Source organism: Candidatus Accumulibacter contiguus (assembly GCF_036625285.1).
Classification (GTDB): Bacteria; Pseudomonadota; Gammaproteobacteria; order Burkholderiales; family Rhodocyclaceae; genus Accumulibacter; species Accumulibacter contiguus.
Genome location: NZ_JAZKUC010000001.1, coordinates 1,545,975 through 1,563,609, shown reverse-complemented (window position 1 = coordinate 1,563,609; position 17,635 = coordinate 1,545,975). Strand labels below are relative to the sequence as shown.

General features: G+C 61.5%; 15 protein-coding genes and 1 pseudogene. 6 read left to right on the top strand and 10 right to left on the bottom strand.

From position 1 onward, the window contains the following. Positions 1–79 precede the first annotated feature (79 nt). Positions 80–1,240 carry an ISAs1 family transposase gene (locus V5B59_RS07575; protein ID WP_332351745.1) on the top strand — a complete coding sequence of 387 codons (1,161 nt, stop codon included), beginning with the start codon at positions 80–82 and terminating at the stop codon, positions 1,238–1,240. Here V5B59_RS07575 and V5B59_RS07570 read toward each other — a convergent pair. Beyond that, positions 1,171–2,235 carry an IS4 family transposase gene (locus tag V5B59_RS07570; protein ID WP_332351744.1) on the bottom strand — a complete coding sequence of 355 codons (1,065 nt, stop codon included), beginning with the start codon at positions 2,233–2,235 and terminating at the stop codon, positions 1,171–1,173. The genes V5B59_RS07575 and V5B59_RS07570 overlap by 70 nt on opposite strands. Positions 2,236–2,435: 200 nt before the next feature. Between V5B59_RS07570 and V5B59_RS07565 the strand changes: the two genes are divergently transcribed. Then, on the top strand, positions 2,436–2,987 hold the full coding sequence (locus V5B59_RS07565; RefSeq protein ID WP_332351743.1) for an Imm57 family immunity protein: 552 nt from the start codon (positions 2,436–2,438) through the stop codon (positions 2,985–2,987). Positions 2,988–3,344: 357 nt separating this feature from the next. Here V5B59_RS07565 and V5B59_RS07560 read toward each other — a convergent pair whose 3' ends face one another. Continuing rightward, positions 3,345–3,752, bottom strand: coding sequence for a PilZ domain-containing protein (locus V5B59_RS07560; RefSeq protein ID WP_332351742.1), 408 nt, complete (start codon positions 3,750–3,752; stop codon positions 3,345–3,347). Then, positions 3,727–5,352 carry a methyl-accepting chemotaxis protein gene (locus V5B59_RS07555; RefSeq protein ID WP_332351741.1) on the bottom strand — a complete coding sequence of 542 codons (1,626 nt, stop codon included), beginning with the start codon at positions 5,350–5,352 and terminating at the stop codon, positions 3,727–3,729. The genes V5B59_RS07560 and V5B59_RS07555 overlap by 26 nt, the downstream gene beginning before the upstream one ends. A 207-nt stretch (positions 5,353–5,559) precedes the next feature. On the opposite strand from V5B59_RS07555, the gene V5B59_RS07550 reads away from it, so the two are divergent. The 3 genes from V5B59_RS07550 to V5B59_RS07535 all read left to right on the top strand — a co-directional run bounded on the left by V5B59_RS07550 (position 5,560) and on the right by V5B59_RS07535 (position 7,496). Beyond that, positions 5,560–6,693, top strand: coding sequence for an ATP-binding protein (locus tag V5B59_RS07550; protein WP_332351740.1), 1,134 nt, complete (start codon positions 5,560–5,562; stop codon positions 6,691–6,693). Between the two features lie 300 nt (positions 6,694–6,993). Beyond that, complete coding sequence (locus tag V5B59_RS07540) at positions 6,994–7,155, top strand: hypothetical protein (protein ID WP_332351739.1); 162 nt, start codon at positions 6,994–6,996, stop codon at positions 7,153–7,155. An 11-nt stretch (positions 7,156–7,166) separates the two neighbouring features. Next, complete coding sequence (locus tag V5B59_RS07535; RefSeq protein ID WP_332351738.1) at positions 7,167–7,496, top strand: hypothetical protein; 330 nt, start codon at positions 7,167–7,169, stop codon at positions 7,494–7,496. Positions 7,497–7,546: 50 nt separating this feature from the next. Here the strand turns inward: V5B59_RS07535 and V5B59_RS07530 are convergent, their stop codons facing one another. Then, positions 7,547–9,163, bottom strand: a complete 1,617-nt coding sequence (locus V5B59_RS07530) for an IS1634 family transposase (RefSeq protein ID WP_332351692.1) — start codon at positions 9,161–9,163, stop codon at positions 7,547–7,549. Positions 9,164–9,385: 222 nt separating this feature from the next. On the opposite strand from V5B59_RS07530, the gene V5B59_RS07525 reads away from it, so the two are divergent. Continuing rightward, a complete protein-coding gene (locus V5B59_RS07525; RefSeq protein WP_169071373.1) occupies positions 9,386–9,754 on the top strand; it encodes an ATP-binding cassette domain-containing protein in 369 nt (122 codons plus the stop codon). Positions 9,755–9,844: 90 nt separating this feature from the next. Here V5B59_RS07525 and V5B59_RS07520 read toward each other — a convergent pair whose 3' ends face one another. The 6 genes and pseudogenes from V5B59_RS07520 to V5B59_RS07495 all read right to left on the bottom strand — a co-directional run bounded on the left by V5B59_RS07520 (position 9,845) and on the right by V5B59_RS07495 (position 17,635). Further along, entirely contained in the window at positions 9,845–13,045 is a 3,201-nt protein-coding gene (locus V5B59_RS07520; protein ID WP_169071372.1) for a type I restriction endonuclease subunit R, read from the bottom strand. Next, complete coding sequence (locus V5B59_RS07515; RefSeq protein ID WP_169071371.1) at positions 13,042–13,467, bottom strand: GxxExxY protein; 426 nt, start codon at positions 13,465–13,467, stop codon at positions 13,042–13,044. The genes V5B59_RS07520 and V5B59_RS07515 overlap by 4 nt, the downstream gene beginning before the upstream one ends. Before the next feature lie 54 nt (positions 13,468–13,521). Continuing rightward, complete coding sequence (locus tag V5B59_RS07510) at positions 13,522–14,802, bottom strand: restriction endonuclease subunit S (protein ID WP_169071370.1); 1,281 nt, start codon at positions 14,800–14,802, stop codon at positions 13,522–13,524. Beyond that, positions 14,792–14,893: pseudogene (locus tag V5B59_RS07505) on the bottom strand (type I restriction endonuclease subunit M); the annotation flags it as partial. The gene V5B59_RS07510 and the pseudogene V5B59_RS07505, both read right to left, overlap by 11 nt. A gap of 26 nt (positions 14,894–14,919) precedes the next feature. Beyond that, positions 14,920–15,981: a PDDEXK nuclease domain-containing protein gene (locus tag V5B59_RS07500; protein ID WP_169071369.1), complete on the bottom strand. Its 1,062-nt coding sequence runs from the start codon at positions 15,979–15,981 to the stop codon at positions 14,920–14,922. Beyond that, positions 15,971–17,635 (bottom strand): type I restriction-modification system subunit M, encoded by a 1,665-nt coding sequence (locus V5B59_RS07495; RefSeq protein ID WP_332352179.1) that lies wholly within the window; start codon positions 17,633–17,635, stop codon positions 15,971–15,973. Before V5B59_RS07495 ends, V5B59_RS07500 begins: the two co-directional genes overlap by 11 nt.

Below are 17,635 nucleotides of genomic sequence, written 5' to 3'. Positions count from 1 at the left end.
TACTATCATGCATTTATGCCATAGTATTGATTTGCAAATAGCAATGGGGTCTACTCTCTCCTTTTCGGAGGGCGGTTTGATGACGCTTGTAGAAACGTTTTCGGGATTGCCGGACAAACGTCGAGGTCCAGCCAAGCGCTACGTCTTGATGGAAACGGTGGTGATGGCGGTTTGCGCGACTCTGTGTGGCGCCGACAACTGGGCGGAGGTCGCAGACTGGTGTCGGGATCGACAAGAGTGGTTGCGGGAGCAATTTGGTTGGGCTCTGAAGGGAGGGACGCCCTCCCAGGACACGTTTGGCGATATCTTTCGGGTGCTGGATGGGAGCGTATTTGAGGAGCGCTTTCGGCAATGGGTCGCGGGATTGGTCGGTGTCGTGGAAGGAGTGGTCGCTTTCGACGGGAAGACCTTGCGTGGTTCGGGGAAGAAAGGAAGCAATGAACTCCTCCATAGGGTGACGGCCTACGCGGTAGGAAGTGGCCTTTGTCTGGCGCAGGAGGGAACTTGCGGCAAGGGACACGAGTTGGCGGGGCTCAAGAACTTGCTTGAGGTACTGATATTAAAAGGATGTATTGCCACAACAGATGCTCTGGGTTGCCAAACCGAGGTGGCGGAGAAGATCGTCGACCGGGGTGGGGATTACGTCCTGCAGGTCAAAGACAACCAGAAGAACTTGGCCGAAGCGATTCGGGAGTTTTTTGAGGAGGGCAACCAGGCCGGCTTTGGTCGCCTGAACGTTCAGCGTTTTGAGGAAATCGAGAAGGATCACGGCCGGATCGAGACACGCCGCTACACGTGGATCCATGACGTCTCCTGGATGGACAAGCCGATGCGCCAGGCGTGGAAGAAACTCGGGGGTGTGGGCATGATCGAGTCGGTGCGGGAAATCGGCAATACCGTCCATACCGAGCATCGTTACGCCATTGGTTCCAGCGGCGTCCAGACCGTCGCCATGTTCGCCAATGCGTCTCGCAACCATTGGGGCATCGAGAACGGTTTGCACTGGACACTCGATGTGGTCTTCCGCGAGGATCACTGCCGTGCCCGCAAAGGTCACTCAGCGCGGAACTTCTCCGTTCTGCGCAAGTTCGCCTTGGCGACCTTGCGCAAGGATGAGGATTCGAAGATGGGTTTGCGCCGCCGACGCGTTCACGCCGACCGGCATCAGGATTACCGCGAATCCTTGATCAGTCTCGCTTTCTCGGCGACGGCGAGCGAAGACATCATGCTATCCGTGTAAGCGATTGCCCTGCCCAACTGTAGGGATTCTATCTTGCAGCCCGATTTCCAAATCCGGAAAAAAATTTCTATCAGCCAACGACGGCGATACCAATCCATGAGTTGCACGATATCTTCGAGCGTTTCCGCCGCCCGATTGGTCAGCAATCGCCATTCGATGGCCTCCTGCCCAACCGGCGGGTGTTCTTCCCGGGCCAGGATCGCGGTCACGGTCACGACCGGTGCGCCTTTGCGCACGGGCCAGGTGACCTGCTCCCGGTACAGGGTTTGCCGCACCAGTCGGGCCGGACGGTCCGGCGCTGCGGGCATGGTGAATTCCAGTTCTCCTTCCGGTTTGCCACGGCTCACACGATCCCACAACTGGTCGCCCAGGCTTATTTTGCGGTTGTGCTTGGACCGGATCAGAAAGTCCGCCGGATAGCCCCGCTCGGCGGCCGTGTCCATCAGCGCCCGAATGTCACCTTCCCGATCAGACACATAGACCAGCCGGCTGCCAGGCACGGTCTCGGCCAGATCCGCCACGATGGGATAGCCTTCCACCCAGCGGATACTCTCCTGGATGTCGGGCTGACCTTTCGGTTTTCGCGCCCACATCCAGCAGTCGATCGTGCCTAATACCAACCCTGCCGGCGTCATCGCCAGGGTCGGATGAGCCAACATTCCAGGCTGGGCGTCGTAGCTCAACCGTCCCAGTCCGGCGATCCCAGGCTGCGAGGTAAAATCCGCTTCGGTGGTATCCTGAACACACCAGACGACCGACTGACCCTGCATCCGCTCCACCGTTCGCTGGGTATGAACCTCCAGGATTTCACGCCAGTCCGTCGCGGGATTGTCCAGCAACCGGTAGGCCGCTTTGGTCTCCGCCCAACCCTCGCAAGCCACCGGGATGCTTCCGGTCGGTTGTGCCGACAGATCGTCCACCAACTTGATCAAGCGTCGCGTCCGCCGCGCATCCCCCAAATCCAGATCCTTGAACTCCTGCGCTGCCCAACTCATGTCACACCTCCACAACGTTACAAAATATGCGTTTTAACAACAACTTGAAAATGGTTGCCGTTTGCACATAGGGGGTGGGTAGGCGGAAATGCAACAGCGTTTGCTCTCGCGTTGGAGTCAGGCCGTGCCGCGTCCTCCTATGTCAGATGAGTTGTGGGTAATCGGGTGGTTGTATAACCGGTTCCGCAAGCAGTATGCAGTTGCTTAATCAATTGCTTGACGCGGACAAGTACGTTAAAAGTGACGGAGTAATGGTGAAAAGATTAGCGTGCATATTGTGTTTTTTGGGAGTGGTTCCTTTTGCTGTTGGAGTAGAAGGGAATCGCGATCAGCGTCAAAACGCTATGGCTCAGGCGGCTGTTTTCTGGGGGCTGGTTGGGCAAAATGAACTAGCAGATAGTCAGGCCGAACTTGGTCTAACGGTATTGGGGGTCAAAAATTCATCTGATGCTCTCAGGCATCTTGCCATGTTGATCCGTTACCGGATGGATGCAGGTTTGTCGGAGAGTTACCATTGCTATGTGGCGAACAAGGGGAAAAAAATCGTCACATACCTCAGAAATATTCAGCCAGCCGAATTGGCTGCGCAGTGCTACCATGAATTCGCTCAATTCAAGAAAGGCAGCCCTCATTCCTTTGAGAAAATAGATGAATCGCATATCTGCCAAACTGTTGCTCAGATTGAGGAAAAGAAAAAACTTCTCGTCGCAGGGATTCGTTCTGGGGCGCGTTGTGTGGATGGAGATTTCTGAGAGATTCGGGTCACGTAACCAGGGAACCACAGGCTTGGGGTCACCCACCGGGCCTCGTCACTCGGATAGCATGTCAATCCCCACGACTTAGCACTTTGTCATGATGGTTTATAGGCATGGGAGAGATGAGGCTTGCACTGAAGTTTTCGGGTGGTGTCCATCAAGTCGATATAGTAACCTCTATCCTATTGATTATAAAATACTATATGAGGCTCATATCCACGTCTGGAGGACTGCCCGGCGCTCCGTCCCCGGCAGTCGGCCGGACGCTCAGTCGTGAAGAGCTTCACTGCAAGCTGAGCGGCAAACCCCCGGTCGAGCGCAGGTCGCCGCCCCGCAGACCCTGGAGCACAAGGCTCATTGGCTGAACAGGGGTTTCTTGCCGAAGTGCTCGAAACAGCGTGCCAAGCCGGCCCGCTGTTGTTCGTTGAGATCGAAGAACTCGACACCGCAAACGCAATCTTCACCGCTCCGGCGCTCGCTCCACGCCACACGCCCGCTGATCTTGAGCGGGGCCTGCTGCTCGTATAGCGCCATCTCCTCCGCGGGCAGGTAGATCGACAGGGTCAATGCGTGATCGGAAGCGATGGAGCGTCCCAGGCGCAGGCGCGCGCCGACCAGCGAAACGTCGCTGGTGACGCCCTCGAACCTCTCACCCCGCTGCTCGACAAGGACACGCAAGTTGCTTTGCAACCGCGGCGCGCGACGCTGCTCGTTCTGCGCCTTGTCGATGACCGAGCTATGGGTGAATGAGAACCTGGCCATGATGGCGTTGAGACGCGCGGCGACCGAACGCAGGTCGTCGCTGATCGCGGCCGTGACCTCGACCTTGTTGCTCGATTCGCGCAATGTCTGGAACAGCGTATCGAGCGTCTGCTGCAGCAGCCTGAACTGATCGAGCTGTTGTGTGCTGGCCGTGGAAATGTTCTGATTCGCTCGCACGGTTTCCGCGACATTGTTCGATATGCGCTCCATGCTTTCGGCCATGCGGTGCGATTCCTCGCGCGTCGAGCCGACCGAGGCGACCAGGGCGTCCTATGGTCGACGCGACCTGCCCCACCTGCCCGGACAAATGCCCGATGATGGTCCCGACCCGCTCGGCGGACTTGGCGGTGCGCTCGGCGAGCTTGCGCACCTCGTCCGCCACGACTGCGAAGCCCCGCCCCTGTTCGCCGGCACGGGCAGCCTCGATGGCCGCGTTCAGCGCCAGCAGGTTGGTTTGTCCGGCGACTTCCCTGATCGTGTTGGCGATCTCATCGATCTCTCGTGCCGATTGCTGCAGGTCGCGAATTTCGCTCGACACCTTCTCGACCCTGGCCGAAGTCGCATTCATCGCCTCGATGCTGCTCTCGACGTTGGCGATTCCCGCGCGTGCCATGTCCTCCACATGGTTCGAGCGCTCGACCGCGGCGACAGCCTGCGCGAGCACTTGCCGAGAGATTTCATCCAACTGCGACATCGCTCCGTCCACCTCGCCAGAACGGCTTTGCTGCTGCTGGTTGACCTTCGTGATCTCGTTGGAAATCGACGAAATCTGGTAGGACGACTGGCCCATGCTCAACCCACAGTTTTCGACTTCCTGCAGTACGACGTTCAGGCCCTCCTGCATGACCTTCATCGTCTTGAGCAGGTCGCCGACTTCGTCGCTCGAGACGACCTCGATAGCGTTGTCGAGCTTGCCGGCAGCCACGGCATGCGCCACATCCATCCCGTGGGCGAGCGGCCGCGTGACCACCTTGCGGATGAACACGAAAATCACGAACAGCATGGGCAGGGTCAGCAATACCGCGGCCAGAATGGTCTGCATGCGCTGGCGTGCCACGGCAGCCTTGGTCGTTTTCAGCGAAACCTTCATGCTTACCGCACCCAGGACGGTGCCCTGCGGCACGAAGTGGCACATCATGCAGTTCTTGCCCAGGTAGTTCTCGTGCGCGAGCGCGGGCCGAATGACCCTGAGTGCCTCCTCGCCGTCGGCGGTGGTCTCGACCGCGGAATACTCCTTCCCCATGGCGAGAACCTGACGTTCCAGGGCATCGTGTTCGCGTTCCTGCCCAACCCCGGGACCAAACTGCCCGGTCACGGCCTCGCCGCGCAGGACCCTGACCTCGCGAATGCTCGGCAACTGCTTGATCTGGTCAATGAACACCTCGCGTTGCTGGATCGTTCCGGTCACCATCATGCCGGTCAGCCCGGCGAGCACCATGTCGTGGGCACTCCGCGCAAAATCCTGCGCCTGTTCGATCGCTGCCTTTTCACTGACGTGCGCCGTCCACAGGATCATGACGGCCCAGGACGCGATAGTCATGGCACCGATCGAGATGATCAGGCGCACCCAGATCTTCTGGTTGCCGAATTTCGAAAACACGTTTCTGAAGGCCCCTCGAAAAAAGTCCCCGCCGTGATTGTCGCACGCAGACAGGCCGGCCGGAATCCCTCGAGTGCCGGCGATCGGGTTGCCGCCCCACGGCAGGACCGGCCGCACCAGCGCTGCCGCGACTCGCTTTCTCGACCAATTGCCTTGTGGCTGAAAAATAGTCGCGACTTTATTCCAGTTGCCAATAAAATAGTCGGCATGAAACGCTATCTTGACGAACTCATCGCTACCGATCTTCGGCGCAAGATGGTGCTGCTCACCGGCCCCCGCCAAGTGGGCAAGACGACGCTCTGCCGGCACTTGATGGCGCGTTTCGGGCCATCGCAGTACCTGAATTGGGACGTTGCGGCGGACCGAGCCATCTTGCGCCGGCAGAGCTGGAATCCCCGCAGCAGCCTGCTGGCAATGGATGAAATCCACAAGATGCCCGACTGGAAGAACTGGCTCAAGGGTGTGGTAGACGGCCGCTCGCCGGGACAGGCTTTGCTCGTCACCGGCAGCGCCCGGATGGAAACCTGGCGCCAGAGCGGAGACTCCCTGGCCGGACGCTATCTGGCGTTTCGGCTACACCCCATCTCTGTCCGCGAGTGGTGCGAGCAGCAGGGCGGCAGCGCCGCGGCAGCTCTCGATCGACTGCTGGCACGTGGCGGTTTCCCGGAACCCTGCCTGGCCGAAAACCCGGACGATGCCGATCGCTGGCGGCGTCAGGTTTTCACTGATCTCATCCGCGAGGATGTCGTGGAGTTCTCGCGCCTGCATGAAATCAACAGCATGCGCCTGTTTGTCGAGTTGCTGCGGGAACGCGTTGGTTCTCCCGTGTCGCTCGCTTCGATCGCCCGCGATCTGGCCGTTTCTCCGACCACGCTGAAACGCTATCTCGACATCCTGCAGGCGCTGTACATCGTTTTCACTGTCCAGCCCTGGCATCACAATATCGCCCGCGCCATCCTGCAAACCCCGAAGGTTTACTTCTTCGATAGCGGACTGGTGCAAGGCGACAGCGGCGCTCGTTTCGAAAACACGGTCGCCAGCATGTTGTTGAAACACGTTCATTTCCGCCAGGATTCCCGTGGCAAGGCCGCAGGCCTGCACTACATTCGCACCAAGGACGGCAGCGAAGTCGATTTTGCCCTCAGTGAAGACAAACGACTCACCCACCTGATCGAATGCAAGCTGACCGACAGTTCGCTCCATCGCCCACTCGCCGGCTTTGCCGGCAAGTTCCCGACGGCCAAAGCCATACAGCTGGTGCGCAGCCTGCGCCAGGAGGAATACCGTGCTGCCGTCTACATCGCCGATGCGGCCGAGTGGCTGGCTACTCTCGACGTCTGAGCTGCGCATTTCCCGTCACGTCAAGCGGATCGCATTGCTGCCGGCTCTCGGTGGGAGCTGCGACAGCGCGTCGGCGACGACTGTCGGCGGGATCGACCCAGGCGATCCCGCAATGCACATGCCACCTGCCGGCCATCGGCGTGCGCTTCATCCTCTTCAAGGCTTCGATGAAGCGCAGTCGAAAGAGATTTTGGATCTGGGGTCGGTTGATTTTGGTCGGCCAGGTCCAGTCGAACTGATCAAGGGTCTTGAGCACTGGAAAGCGGGCGAGTCGCACCCCCGCTGGATGCTGCGATCTCGATGAGAGCGCGCGCCCAGATCCTGCACGGCAGCGTGCTCAAGCCGGGCCGGGTGCGCCCGGCGATCGCCAACACACCGATCCCGGTGGCGACCGTGCCCGGTCTGCACAAGGGCACGCGCGAAGATGCCGGCTCGGCGATGAGCAACGCGATGGGCCGCTGAGAAGTCCGCCCATGCTCAACTGGCTCGGCTTTGAACGCCGCGTGGCGGTGCGCTTTCTGCGCGAGGGGCGCATGCAGACCGTGCTGATCATTGTCGGCGTCGCTGCAGGTGTGGCGGTCGTCGCCTACATTTCGGCACTGATCACCGGTCTGCAGAGGAATACCCTGGAGAAGACACTGGGTGCCCAGGCGCACGTCACGGTCAGTGCCCTCGACGACGTCGTTCTCCCGGCGCGCGCGCCGCTGGCGGGCAGTACCGCGCTGGTCATTGCCAACTGGCAGTCGCTGCTGCCGGTGCTCGAGCGGATCTTCCCCCAGCCAGCAAGCGCAGTTATGCTGTAACTATCGGTTTTTGTTAAAAAAATAGCCGATGCCGCAAAAGCGGCGCCTGCCTACGCGGCGAGCTTGTCGGCTTTGGCCTTGAGCGGGAAGGACAGACCGATGGCGCTGAGGATTTTGGCCTGTTGATCGTCCGGGCGTGGCAGATGCGTGTGACGCTGACCGTTGCGGTCGGTGGTGTAGAGATAGGTCAATCGTCCGAGGGCCACCAGGGCGTCGTCCGGGGTGATGGCGGCGGGGTCGTCTTCGGTGCTGCCGAAGGTCTGCCGCAGAGCCGCTTCAAACCGCCGCGTGATTTTTAAGGCCAGCATCGCCACGAAGACATGCGCCTTGGTCCGCTCGGCCTTGCGCAGGAAGATCGGGCGAATTTCCAGAAAGGTGGTTTTCACGGTGCGGAAGTTGCGCTCGACTTTTTGCAGATCGCGATAACGCGCATCGACCGTCTTCGCGTCCATCAAGGTGAGCGGCACATTGGTTTCCAGCAGATAGCAGCCGTCGAGCAGAGCGTCTTGCTCTTTGGCCTCCTCGTCGATGGTACAGACAATGACGCGTTCTTTCAGCGTCAGGGTGACAAACGCGCTGAGCTTGTGGCTCTTGGTCCAGCGCTGCAAGGCGGCCAGGCCTGCTGCCGCGCTGGCGCGCTTGGAGTCCTTGACGAAGGCATTACGTTCGGCGACCTTCGCTTGCAACTGCGCCAGCTTGTCCTCCCGCCGACGCTCCTCGCGCACCCGCACAGTCTCGTTGCGGCGCACGATCAGGCGTTTATCGTTGTGCTCCACCTCGCACAGATGCGCATCGAAGAGATCCGTCTGCAGCACCCCCTCCTTGAGGAAGGTGCGTATCTGCGCGTCCGTCAACGCCGTGATATAACGGAAGCCCTGTACCGACAGCGCGGCTTTCCCCTTGGCCTTGATCATTCCCCGATCGCCGACCATCACCACCTCGGCAATGCCGAATTGTTCCTTCAGGATCGTGATCTGGCTGGCCACCGTCGTCGGGTCCGCGGTATTCCCTTCGAAGACCCGCACGGCCAGAGGCTCCCCGTCCTCCGCGGTCAACAAACCGATGACGATTTGCGGCTTGCCGCGCTTGCCGTCGCGGTTGTAACCATATTGCCCCAGCTCGTTGCATTCCCCTTCAAAGTAGCTCGAAGTGACGTCGTAAAGCACCAGCACGGGCGGTTGGCCCTGCGCCTTGACATAGGCCTGGTAAAGCTCCCGCTCGATGCGTTCCTGCTGGCTCGCCAGCCAGTCCAGCGCGGCATAGAGGTCGTCCTCATCGAACGCCTCCACCGCCAACACATCGGCCACCGTGTGCTGTTTCGCCCAGCGTACCGCCGACAACCGCGAGCCACCATGCGCGATACGCGCGAGAATCAGGAACAGGTTGAGCTTGCTTTCCGCAGCGCTGCCCAGCACCCGCGTGAGGCCCACCTGGTCGGCCAACTGCTTGAGGGCAAACAGCACCCCAAAAATCTCGCCGCTGGTCATCTCTCCCGACCAGTCGTCGAATTCGCCCTTCACCAGACGTTCCATGGCGACGATTCGTTCCGGTGCCCAGTTCGTCAGATTGGCGATGGTTCGTGTGCAGACTTTGCCTCCCTCGCGATAGGACTCGCGAAGCAGGATGGCCGGCCTGGACTTTCGGTTGGGGACGCGGGCGATGTACATGCCGACAATAATAGCCAATAGCACATTGTTTGTAAATAGCTATTATTATATTTACATGCCTACATTTTTGCCGATTTTCTGGTTTCTTGCCATGAATCAACGACTTACCTCAAGGGCTCCGGGAAGGTCCGTCGAGGCGATGCCAGCGGTGGCAGCGGTGTCGCCGATGGTTTCCGGCGCCGGCCTCGCGCAACGTGGCGAGGCATCGAAGTCGAGTCGGTCATGACGCCGATCGCCCCGCCGCTGATCGAGCTCGCCGGCGTCCACAAGAGCTACAACCTGGGAATGCCCAACGAGGCGGAGGTACTGCATGGCGTCTCCTTCGTCATCGGCCGTGGCGAGTTTGTCGCGCTGATCGGCCCGTCGGGCTCGGGCAAGAGCACGCTGCTCAACGTCGTCGGTCTGCTCGAACGACTGACCGCGGGCAGCTACCGTATTCAGGGCCAAGAGACCGGCGGGCTCGACGACGCCGGTCTCACCTTGCGCCGGCGCGCGGTGCTCGGCTTCGTCTTCCAGTTCCACCATCTGCTGCCCGCCTTCTCGGCGCTGGAGATCGAGAGCGACAGGCTCGCCACCGCGGTGCGGGAGTGAGCCTGCGCAAGAGGCCGTGAGGATGATTGCCTGCTTGAGCCTGCCGGTTCTGGCCGGTCGGAGTTGCCGTTGCCTCCGGCAAGATGCCGCCTATCCGGTTGCCCAGGCCTCTGACAGCAGCTCGGCCTGCGCGAGCACGATCTTTACAGCCTCCGCCTGCAAGTCCGGTGGATAGCCATACTGGTTCAGAATGCGTTTCACCATCACGCGAATCCTGGCCCGCGCACCTTCGCGCAGGGTCCAGTCGATGGTCACGCTCTTGCGCACCTGGGTGACCAGTTCGGCGGCGATGACCTTGAGTTTGTCGTCGCCCATGGCGATGACGGCGGATTCATTGGCGGCGAGCGCGTCGTAGAAGGCGACTTCGTCGTCGGTGAGGCCGATGTCTTCGCCGCGCTTGGTGGCGGCGTCGAGTTCCTTCGCCAGTTTGATCAGCTCTTCGATCACGTGCATCGTCGAGATGGCGCGGTTGTGGTAGGCGTTGAGGGTCTGTCTGAGCTTCTCGGAGAAGACCCGGCTCTGCACGAGATTGCGCCTGGAGCGCACCTTGAGTTCGTCCTTGAGCAGCTTCTCCAGTAGCTCGGCGGCGACATTCTTGTGTTTGAGGCCGCGCACTTCAGCGAGAAACTGGTCGGAGAGGATGCCAATGTCCGGCTTCGGCAATCCGGCAGCAGTGAAGACGTCGATCACCTGGCCTTCGGTGGTGATCGCTCGGGAAACGAGCTGGCGGATGGCGGCGTCGACCTGCTCCGGGGTCTTGCGGTCGTTGGTGTTCTGTTTGCTCAGCGCCGCCTGGATCGCCTGGAAGAAGCTCACCTCGTCGCGAATCCGCGTCGCTTCATCACTCGCGGCGCACAGGGCGAAGGCGCGGGAGAGTTCGGTCACCGCCTGCACCCAGCGCTTCTTGCCGTCGTCCTGTTCGAGAATGTGCTCCTGTCCGGCGGGGATCAGGCCGAGGCGCTCGGCGGGTTTGCCGGTGGTCCATTTGTCCCGGTTGAAGCCGTGCATCATGGCGCAGGCGATGCCGTGTTTCTCGAGCATCATCGCGACGGCCTGCGCGCTGTCGAAGGTCGGGTTGCCCTGGCCGCCGCTCTCGGTATAGGTGGCGAGCGCGCGTTTGAGCTGATCGGCGAGGCCGAGGTAATCGACCACCAGACCGCCGGGCTTGTCGCGGAAGACGCGGTTCACGCGGGTGATGGCCTGCATCAGGCCGTGGCCCTGCATCGGCTTGTCGGCATACATCGTGTGCAGGCAAGGAGCGTCAAAGCCGGTCAGCCACATGTCGCGCACGATCACGATGCGGAACGGATCGCGGCTGTCCTTGAAACGGTTGGCCAGCCGGCGGCGCTTGTCCTTGCTGCGGATGTGCGGCTGCCAGTCGGGGCCGTCGTCGGCGCTGCCGGTCATCACCACCTTCACCACGCAGTCCTTGCTTTTCTCGGCTTCCGCGTCGTCGTCGTCGCTCGCGCTGGCCCAATCGGGACGCAGCTTGATCAGCGCGTTGTAGAGATCCACGCAGATGCGGCGGCTCATGCAGACGATCATCGCCTTGCCGTCCATTGCCTCGACGCGCTTCTCGAAATGCGTGACCAGATCGGCGGCGATCAGCGCGATGCGTTTCGGATCGCCGACCAGCGCCTCCAGCGCGGCCCACTTCGTCTTGAGCTTCTCTTTCCTGGTCAGCTCCTCGCCTTCGGTGATCTCCTCGAATTCGGCGTCGAGCTTTGGCAGTTCGGCGGCGTTCAGGCTGAGCCTGGAAATGCGGCTCTCGTAATAGATCGGCACCGTCGCCTTGTCAGCGACGGCGCGCTGGATGTCGTAGATGGAAATGTAGTCGCCGAACACCGCCCGCGTGTTGGCGTCGGTCTTCTCGATCGGCGTGCCGGTGAAGCCGATGAACGAGGCATTCGGCAAGGCATCGCGCAGGTTGCTGGCGAAACCGTAGGACATCTCGCCGGTCTTCTCATTCACCTTGCCGCCGAACCCGTACTGGCTGCGGTGCGCTTCATCCGCGATTACCACGATGTTCTGGCGCGCGCTCAGCTCGGGCATCGCCTCGCCCTTTTCGGGCATGAACTTGTGAATCGTCGTGAACACCACGCCACCGCTCGCGCGGTTCAGCAGCGCCCGCAAATCCTCGCGCCCGCTGGCCTGCACCGGCGTCTGGCCGAGGATGTCCGCGCAGCGCTGGAACTGGCCGAAAAGCTGGTCGTCGAGATCGTTGCGGTCGGTCAGCACCACCAGCGTCGGGTTCTGCATCGCCGGATGCCGCACCACGCGCGCGGCGAAGAAGAGCATGGAATAACTCTTGCCGCTGCCCTGCGTGTGCCAGACCACGCCGGCGCGCCGGTCGCCTGGCTTGCCGCCGCGCATGCGGCCCGCCCAGTAGGTGCCGACGTCCCCGCGCAGCAGGTGGCGCTCGGCCATGCCGCTGGCGCGCACCGTTTCTTCCACCGCCGCATTCACCGCGTGGAACTGATGGTAGCCGGCGATGATCTTGTGCAGCGCGCCCGAGTCCGTGTCCTCCTCGAAGACGATGAAGTGCTGCAGCAGGTCGAGAAACCGTTGCCGCTCGAACACCCCACGCACCAGCACCTCCAGCTCCAGCGCCGACTTCGGCGCGTCGCCCTCGCCGTCAATCGTGCGCCAGACTTTGAACCACTCCTGGTTCGCCGTCAGCGAACCGATGCGCGCCTGCAAGCCGTCGCTCACCACCAGCGCCGTGTTGTAATGCAGCAGCGAGGCAATCTCCGCCTTGTAGGTTTGCAGCTGCGCGTAGGCGCTCCAGATCGTTGCGTCCCCATCCGCCGCGTTCTTCAGTTCGATCAGGCCCAGCGGCAGACCGTTGAGAAAAATCACGATGTCCGGCCGCCGGTTGTGCTGTCCCTCGATGACCGTGAACTGGTTCACCGCCAGCCAGTCGTTCGTCCGCACATCGCCGAAATCCACCAGCCGCACATGATTGCCCGCGATGCTGCCATCGGGCCGCGGATACTCCACCGGCACGCCGTCGCGCAGCATCCAGTGAAAGGCGCGGTTCGTCTGCGTCAGCGAAGGCGTTCCCACCCGCAGCACCTTGCGCAAGGCCTCCTCGCGCGCCTCCTCGGGAATTGCCGGGTTCAACCGCCGGATGGCCTCGCGCAAGCGTTCCACCAGCACCACCTCGCCAAACGACTCTCGCTCCGCCGCCGGTTCACCGGGCGCGAGATGCGGCCCGTGTCCGACCGCATAGCCCAGCTCCCCGAACCATTGCAGGGCGGCGTCTTCGACGATGGATTCGTTGAGGCTCATGGCAGGGATTGGTTCACGCGGAGGCGCGGAGACGAGGAGGCGGGCAGACTGTTGACGATGCGGTGGAGACCTTCTTTGAGCGTCGAGGCTCCGAAGTGGATCAGTAGTCCGACGGGAAGGTTCATCAGGCGGAGATAGGTGAGGACTTGCTTGCTGTGGACGGGCGCGAGTTTTTCCACGGACTTGAGTTCCACGATCACGCGGCTTTCCACGAGCAGGTCAGTGCGGAAGCCTTCTTCGAAAACCATCCCGTCGTATTCAAAGCGAATGACTTTCTGCCGATCGACCTGGAATCCCCGTTCCGCCAGCGCACGAGCCAGGACAATTTCATAGACCGACTCCAGTAGCCCCGGCCCCAGATCCCTGTGAATCTTGAGCGCCGTATGCACAATCGCCCCCGTGATGTCATTGAGTTCCTTCATGGCTTCTTCCTCCGCGACCTCCGCGCCTCCGCGTGAGTCTCCTTTCTTTTGGTTTCATGTCTTGGAAATTGTTAGTTCCCCGCTCAGCAGCTTCGGCAGCAGCGTGTCGCGCAGGGTGGCGAGGGTGCGGGATTCGGTGGAGTTGGCTTTGATTTTCGCCATCAGCGGCGCGGTGAGTTCGTCGAAGCGGCGGGCGATTTCGGGCGGTGGGACGGCGAGCCAGAACATGTTGAAGCACTCGGATGGGACGCGCTGGCGTCCGCTGGTGCCGGTCATGTTTTGAATGGCGTGGCTGCGGAGCGCGTCGGAGCGGGCGAGGAGGTAGCCGAACTGTGGCGGGAGCGGCGGCTTCGTGGCGAGGATGATGTATTCGGTGGAGCCCCAGCCGACTTGGCCGACTTCGAGGAAATCGACGTAGCCGGTCTTGCCGTTCTCCAAGCAGGGCGTAATGCGGGCGAGGAGCGTGTCGCCGTTTTGAAACTTTGTGCCGGAGCTGAACTCGCGGTCGATGACTTCCTCGGCGGAATGGCCCTGCGTCGGCAGGTTCTTCATGTCGAGGTAGGGCGCGATGGTTCCGCTCTTCAACGTGCGGCGCGGGTTTACCTCAATGGCCTCTGGCAAGCGTTGCGCCGTCCAGCCTCTGGGAATGTGTCCGAGCGGTGAGTCTTCCAAGTGCTCGGGGAAGAGGGCGGCGGTGGCGGGGTCGAGGTTGGCGGGGGGGCGGCCATCGAGTTTGGCGCGGACGGGGTCGAAATCCACGAACCAGCTCTGGAACAGCGCCCGCGCCATCGCCTCCAGCGTCGCGTTCATGCGCCGGTTCAACTCGATTTTGTCGTCCAGCGCCCCAAGCACTGCCGCGATGGCTTTTTGCTCGGCGAGGGGTGGAAGTTGAACGGGCTTTTCCCTCAATGTGTCAGTGACAAGCCGTCCTGTTCCGTGTCCTGCGTGGTCTACCGATGCCAAGAGGTCTGGTTTGTTGGCGAGCAACCAGTAGGCGAGAAACGCACCATCGACATTCTTCGCGGGGCGTAGCGCTTTGATGTCCTGATTGAAAGCCATCTCTTGCGTGACCATGCAAATCGGCACGTCGTTGTGCAGCGTCATACCTCGAACCAGCAACAGAATGGTTCCTGCAGGCACGAGCTTTCCGCCTTTGCCAACCGCGAGTGGCGAGATGTGGTCTTCTGCATCGTGAAGCCGAAAAGACTTCATGTCCTTCGCGCTAACCCACGGAATGGAGCCGGACCAGAACTCATCGTTCCCTTTGAACGGCGTTCCGCCAGACAACCACGCGGCACATTCGCCGAGCGTTGTTTCTTTCCATTTACCCGCCATAACCCAGCCCGCTCAGATTTGCCTTGACGGCCTGCTCCAGCCTTGCGGACTCGGCGAACTGGGCGTGCAGTTCGGCGACGCCGCGCGGCATGACTGTTTCGCTTGCGCTGGGCGGGTTCATGGCTTTTTGGTCTTTCCCGGCGTGGGCGGAATGAGATCGCCGGCCAGTTCGGCCTCGATTTCTTCGATGGTGGGCAGGCTGGTATCCAGTGGTTCAGGCAGTGAGCGCACGAGTTGGTATTCAGCCACGCCGATCGGTTTGTTGATCCCGGACAGGGCGTATTCGGCGACCAGACGGTTTTGCTTTCTGCAGAGCAGCAGGCCGATGCTGGGCTTGTCTTCCGGGGCTTTGATTTGGGCATCGACAGCGGAGAGATAGAAATTCAACTGGCCGGTATGCTCGGGTTTGAAATCCGCGCTCTTGAGTTCCACCACCACGTAGCATTTGAGGCGGGTATGGTAGAAAAGCAGGTCGATGAAAAATTCGTCGCCGCTCACCTCAAGCCGGAACTGGCGGCCAACGAAAGCGAAGCCTGCCCCCAGTTCCAGCAGAAACCGGGTGATGTGGCGGATCAGGGCGTTTTCAATATCGCGCTCGTGAGCTTCGTCGCCCAAACCCAGAAAATCGAAGAGGTAGGGGTCTTTCAGCGCCTCGACAGCAAGCCTCGCATCTGGCGCGGGCAGATGGTGCTCGAAGTTGGTGACGGCAGCGCCCTGGCGCAAATGGAGCCGGTTCTTGATGTGGATGTCGAGTGTGAGCCGTGACCAGCCCTGCGCTATGGCCTGTGCGGCGTACCATTCGCGCCCCGCATCCGCAGAAACCTTGGTAAGCAACGTGACAAGGTGGAACCAGGGCAATTGGTCAGCAGGCTGCTGACCAATTAGACCGCTTGGGCACTGCTGGGCGAAAAACCGCATGTATTTCAGGTTGGAACTGGAGAAGCCTTTCATCTCAGGGAAAGCTTCACGCAGATCGCTGGCCAGGCGGTCGATGACTTTGGCGCCCCAACCCTGAAGGGTCTGCCGTTCCAGTATCTCGCTGCCGATCTGGTGATAGAGCCGCACCAGTTCCTGGTTGACGGCAAGCGCGGCGCGCTGCTGGGCGCTGGCGATGCGCGATTTGAGGCTGGTCAGCCAGCTTGCGTAGTCCGCCGGGATGATGGATTTGCTAGAGGGCATAGCCGAGGCCTTTCAGATGGGCGAGGATGGCTTCCTCCAGCTTGGCCGATTCAGCGAACTGGGCGTGCAGTTCGGCGACGAGGCGCGGCATCTTTTCCTCGAAGGGGTCGCCGTCGTCTTCGACTTCCTCGGCGCCGACGTAGCGGCCGGGCGTGAGGACGTGGCCGTGCGCGGCGATTTCGGCGGTGGTGGCGGATTTGCAGAAGCCGGGGATGTCGGAATACTCACGCGGAGACGCGCAGGCGCGGAGGGATTCAGAGGCAGAGGGTTTTTCTCCGCGTTCTCCGCGCCTCCGCGTGAGCCCTGCTTCGCCCCGCCATGCGTGGTAGGTCGACGTGATTTTTTCCAAATCGGCGTCGGTCAGCTCGCGATGGACGCGGTCGATGAGGGTGCCGAGTTTGCGGGCGTCGATGAAGAGGGTTTGCCGGCGGCGGTCGCGGAAGCCGCGTTGGGCGTCGGCGTTCTTGCTTTTCGCGAGGAACCAGAGGCAGACGGGGATCTGCGTGCTGTAGAAGAGCTGGCCGGGGAGGGCGACCATGCAGTCCACGAGGTCGGCATCGATGAGGGCGCGGCGGATGTCGCCTTCGCCGGACTGGTTGGAGGACATGCTGCCGTTGGCCAACACAAAACCTGCGAAGCCAGCCGGCGCGAGGTGGTGGATGAAGTGCTGCACCCAGGCGAAGTTGGCGTTGCCCCTGGGCGGGACGCCGAACTGCCAGCGCACGTCGTCGTCGCGGCGGTTCCAGTCCGAGTCGTTGAAGGGCGGATTGGCGAGACAAAAGTCGGCGCGCAGGTCCGGATGGAGATCGCGGCGGAAGGTGTCGGCGTGCTCGGCGCCGAAGTCGGCCTCGATGCCGCGAATGGCGAGGTTCATGATGGCGAGGCGGCGGGTGGTGGCGTTACTCTCCTGGCCGTAGATGCTGATGTCGCCAATCTTGCCGCCGTGCGACTCGACGAATTTCTCCGACTGCACGAACATGCCGCCGGAGCCGCAGCAGGGGTCGTAGATGCGGCCTTTGTATGGGCCAAGCATCTCGACCAGGCAGCGCACGACGCAGGACGGCGTGTAGAACTGGCCGCCATTCTTGCCCTCGGCGCTGGCGAAGCGGGTGAGGAAATATTCGTAAACGCGGCCCAGCAGATCGACCGAGCGGTGGGTTTTCTCACCCGACTGCGCGCCCTCGCTGGCAGCGGTCAGTTCGATGGTGGCGATGACATCGATGAGCTCGCCGAGGCGCTGCTTGTCGAGGCCGGGGCGGGCATAGTCCTTGGGCAGGACGCCCTTGAGGCGGGGGTTGTCGCGCTCGATGGCGACCATGGCGTCGTCCACGATCCTGCCGATGGCGGGCTGCCTGGCGCTGGCCTGGAGGTGCGACCAGCGGGCCTCGGCGGGCACCCAGAAGACGTTCTCGGCCTTGTATTCGTCGGGGTCCTCGGGGTTGGCGCCGGCGTAGTCGCCCTTGCCCTCGACGAGCCTGGCGCGATGTTCCTCGAAGGTGTCGGAGATGTATTTGAGGAAGATGAGGCCGAGGACGACGTGCTTGTATTCCGCCGCGTCCATGTTGTTGCGCAGCTTGTCGGCGGTGAGCCAGAGCTTGCCCTCGAAGCCGATGGTGGCGGTGGAGTCGTCTTTTCTCGTCTGCGCTTTCGCCAT

What these genes read in the sequence shown, in the direction of transcription:
- V5B59_RS07575 (WP_332351745.1), top strand. Translation starts at nt 80, where the DNA reads ATGACGCTTGTAGAAACGTTTTCGGGATTGCCGGACAAACGTCGAGGT.
- V5B59_RS07570 (WP_332351744.1), bottom strand. Translation starts at nt 2,235, where the DNA reads ATGAGTTGGGCAGCGCAGGAGTTCAAGGATCTGGATTTGGGGGATGCG.
- V5B59_RS07560 (WP_332351742.1), bottom strand. Translation starts at nt 3,752, where the DNA reads ATGGCCAGGTTCTCATTCACCCATAGCTCGGTCATCGACAAGGCGCAG.
- V5B59_RS07550 (WP_332351740.1), top strand. Translation starts at nt 5,560, where the DNA reads ATGAAACGCTATCTTGACGAACTCATCGCTACCGATCTTCGGCGCAAG.
- V5B59_RS07540 (WP_332351739.1), top strand. Translation starts at nt 6,994, where the DNA reads ATGAGAGCGCGCGCCCAGATCCTGCACGGCAGCGTGCTCAAGCCGGGC.
- V5B59_RS07535 (WP_332351738.1), top strand. Translation starts at nt 7,167, where the DNA reads ATGCTCAACTGGCTCGGCTTTGAACGCCGCGTGGCGGTGCGCTTTCTG.
- V5B59_RS07530 (WP_332351692.1), bottom strand. Translation starts at nt 9,163, where the DNA reads ATGTACATCGCCCGCGTCCCCAACCGAAAGTCCAGGCCGGCCATCCTG.
- V5B59_RS07525 (WP_169071373.1), top strand. Translation starts at nt 9,386, where the DNA reads ATGACGCCGATCGCCCCGCCGCTGATCGAGCTCGCCGGCGTCCACAAG.
- V5B59_RS07520 (WP_169071372.1), bottom strand. Translation starts at nt 13,045, where the DNA reads ATGAGCCTCAACGAATCCATCGTCGAAGACGCCGCCCTGCAATGGTTC.
- V5B59_RS07515 (WP_169071371.1), bottom strand. Translation starts at nt 13,467, where the DNA reads ATGAAGGAACTCAATGACATCACGGGGGCGATTGTGCATACGGCGCTC.
- V5B59_RS07510 (WP_169071370.1), bottom strand. Translation starts at nt 14,802, where the DNA reads ATGGCGGGTAAATGGAAAGAAACAACGCTCGGCGAATGTGCCGCGTGG.
- V5B59_RS07500 (WP_169071369.1), bottom strand. Translation starts at nt 15,981, where the DNA reads ATGCCCTCTAGCAAATCCATCATCCCGGCGGACTACGCAAGCTGGCTG.
- V5B59_RS07495 (WP_332352179.1), bottom strand. Translation starts at nt 17,635, where the DNA reads ATGGCGAAAGCGCAGACGAGAAAAGACGACTCCACCGCCACCATCGGC.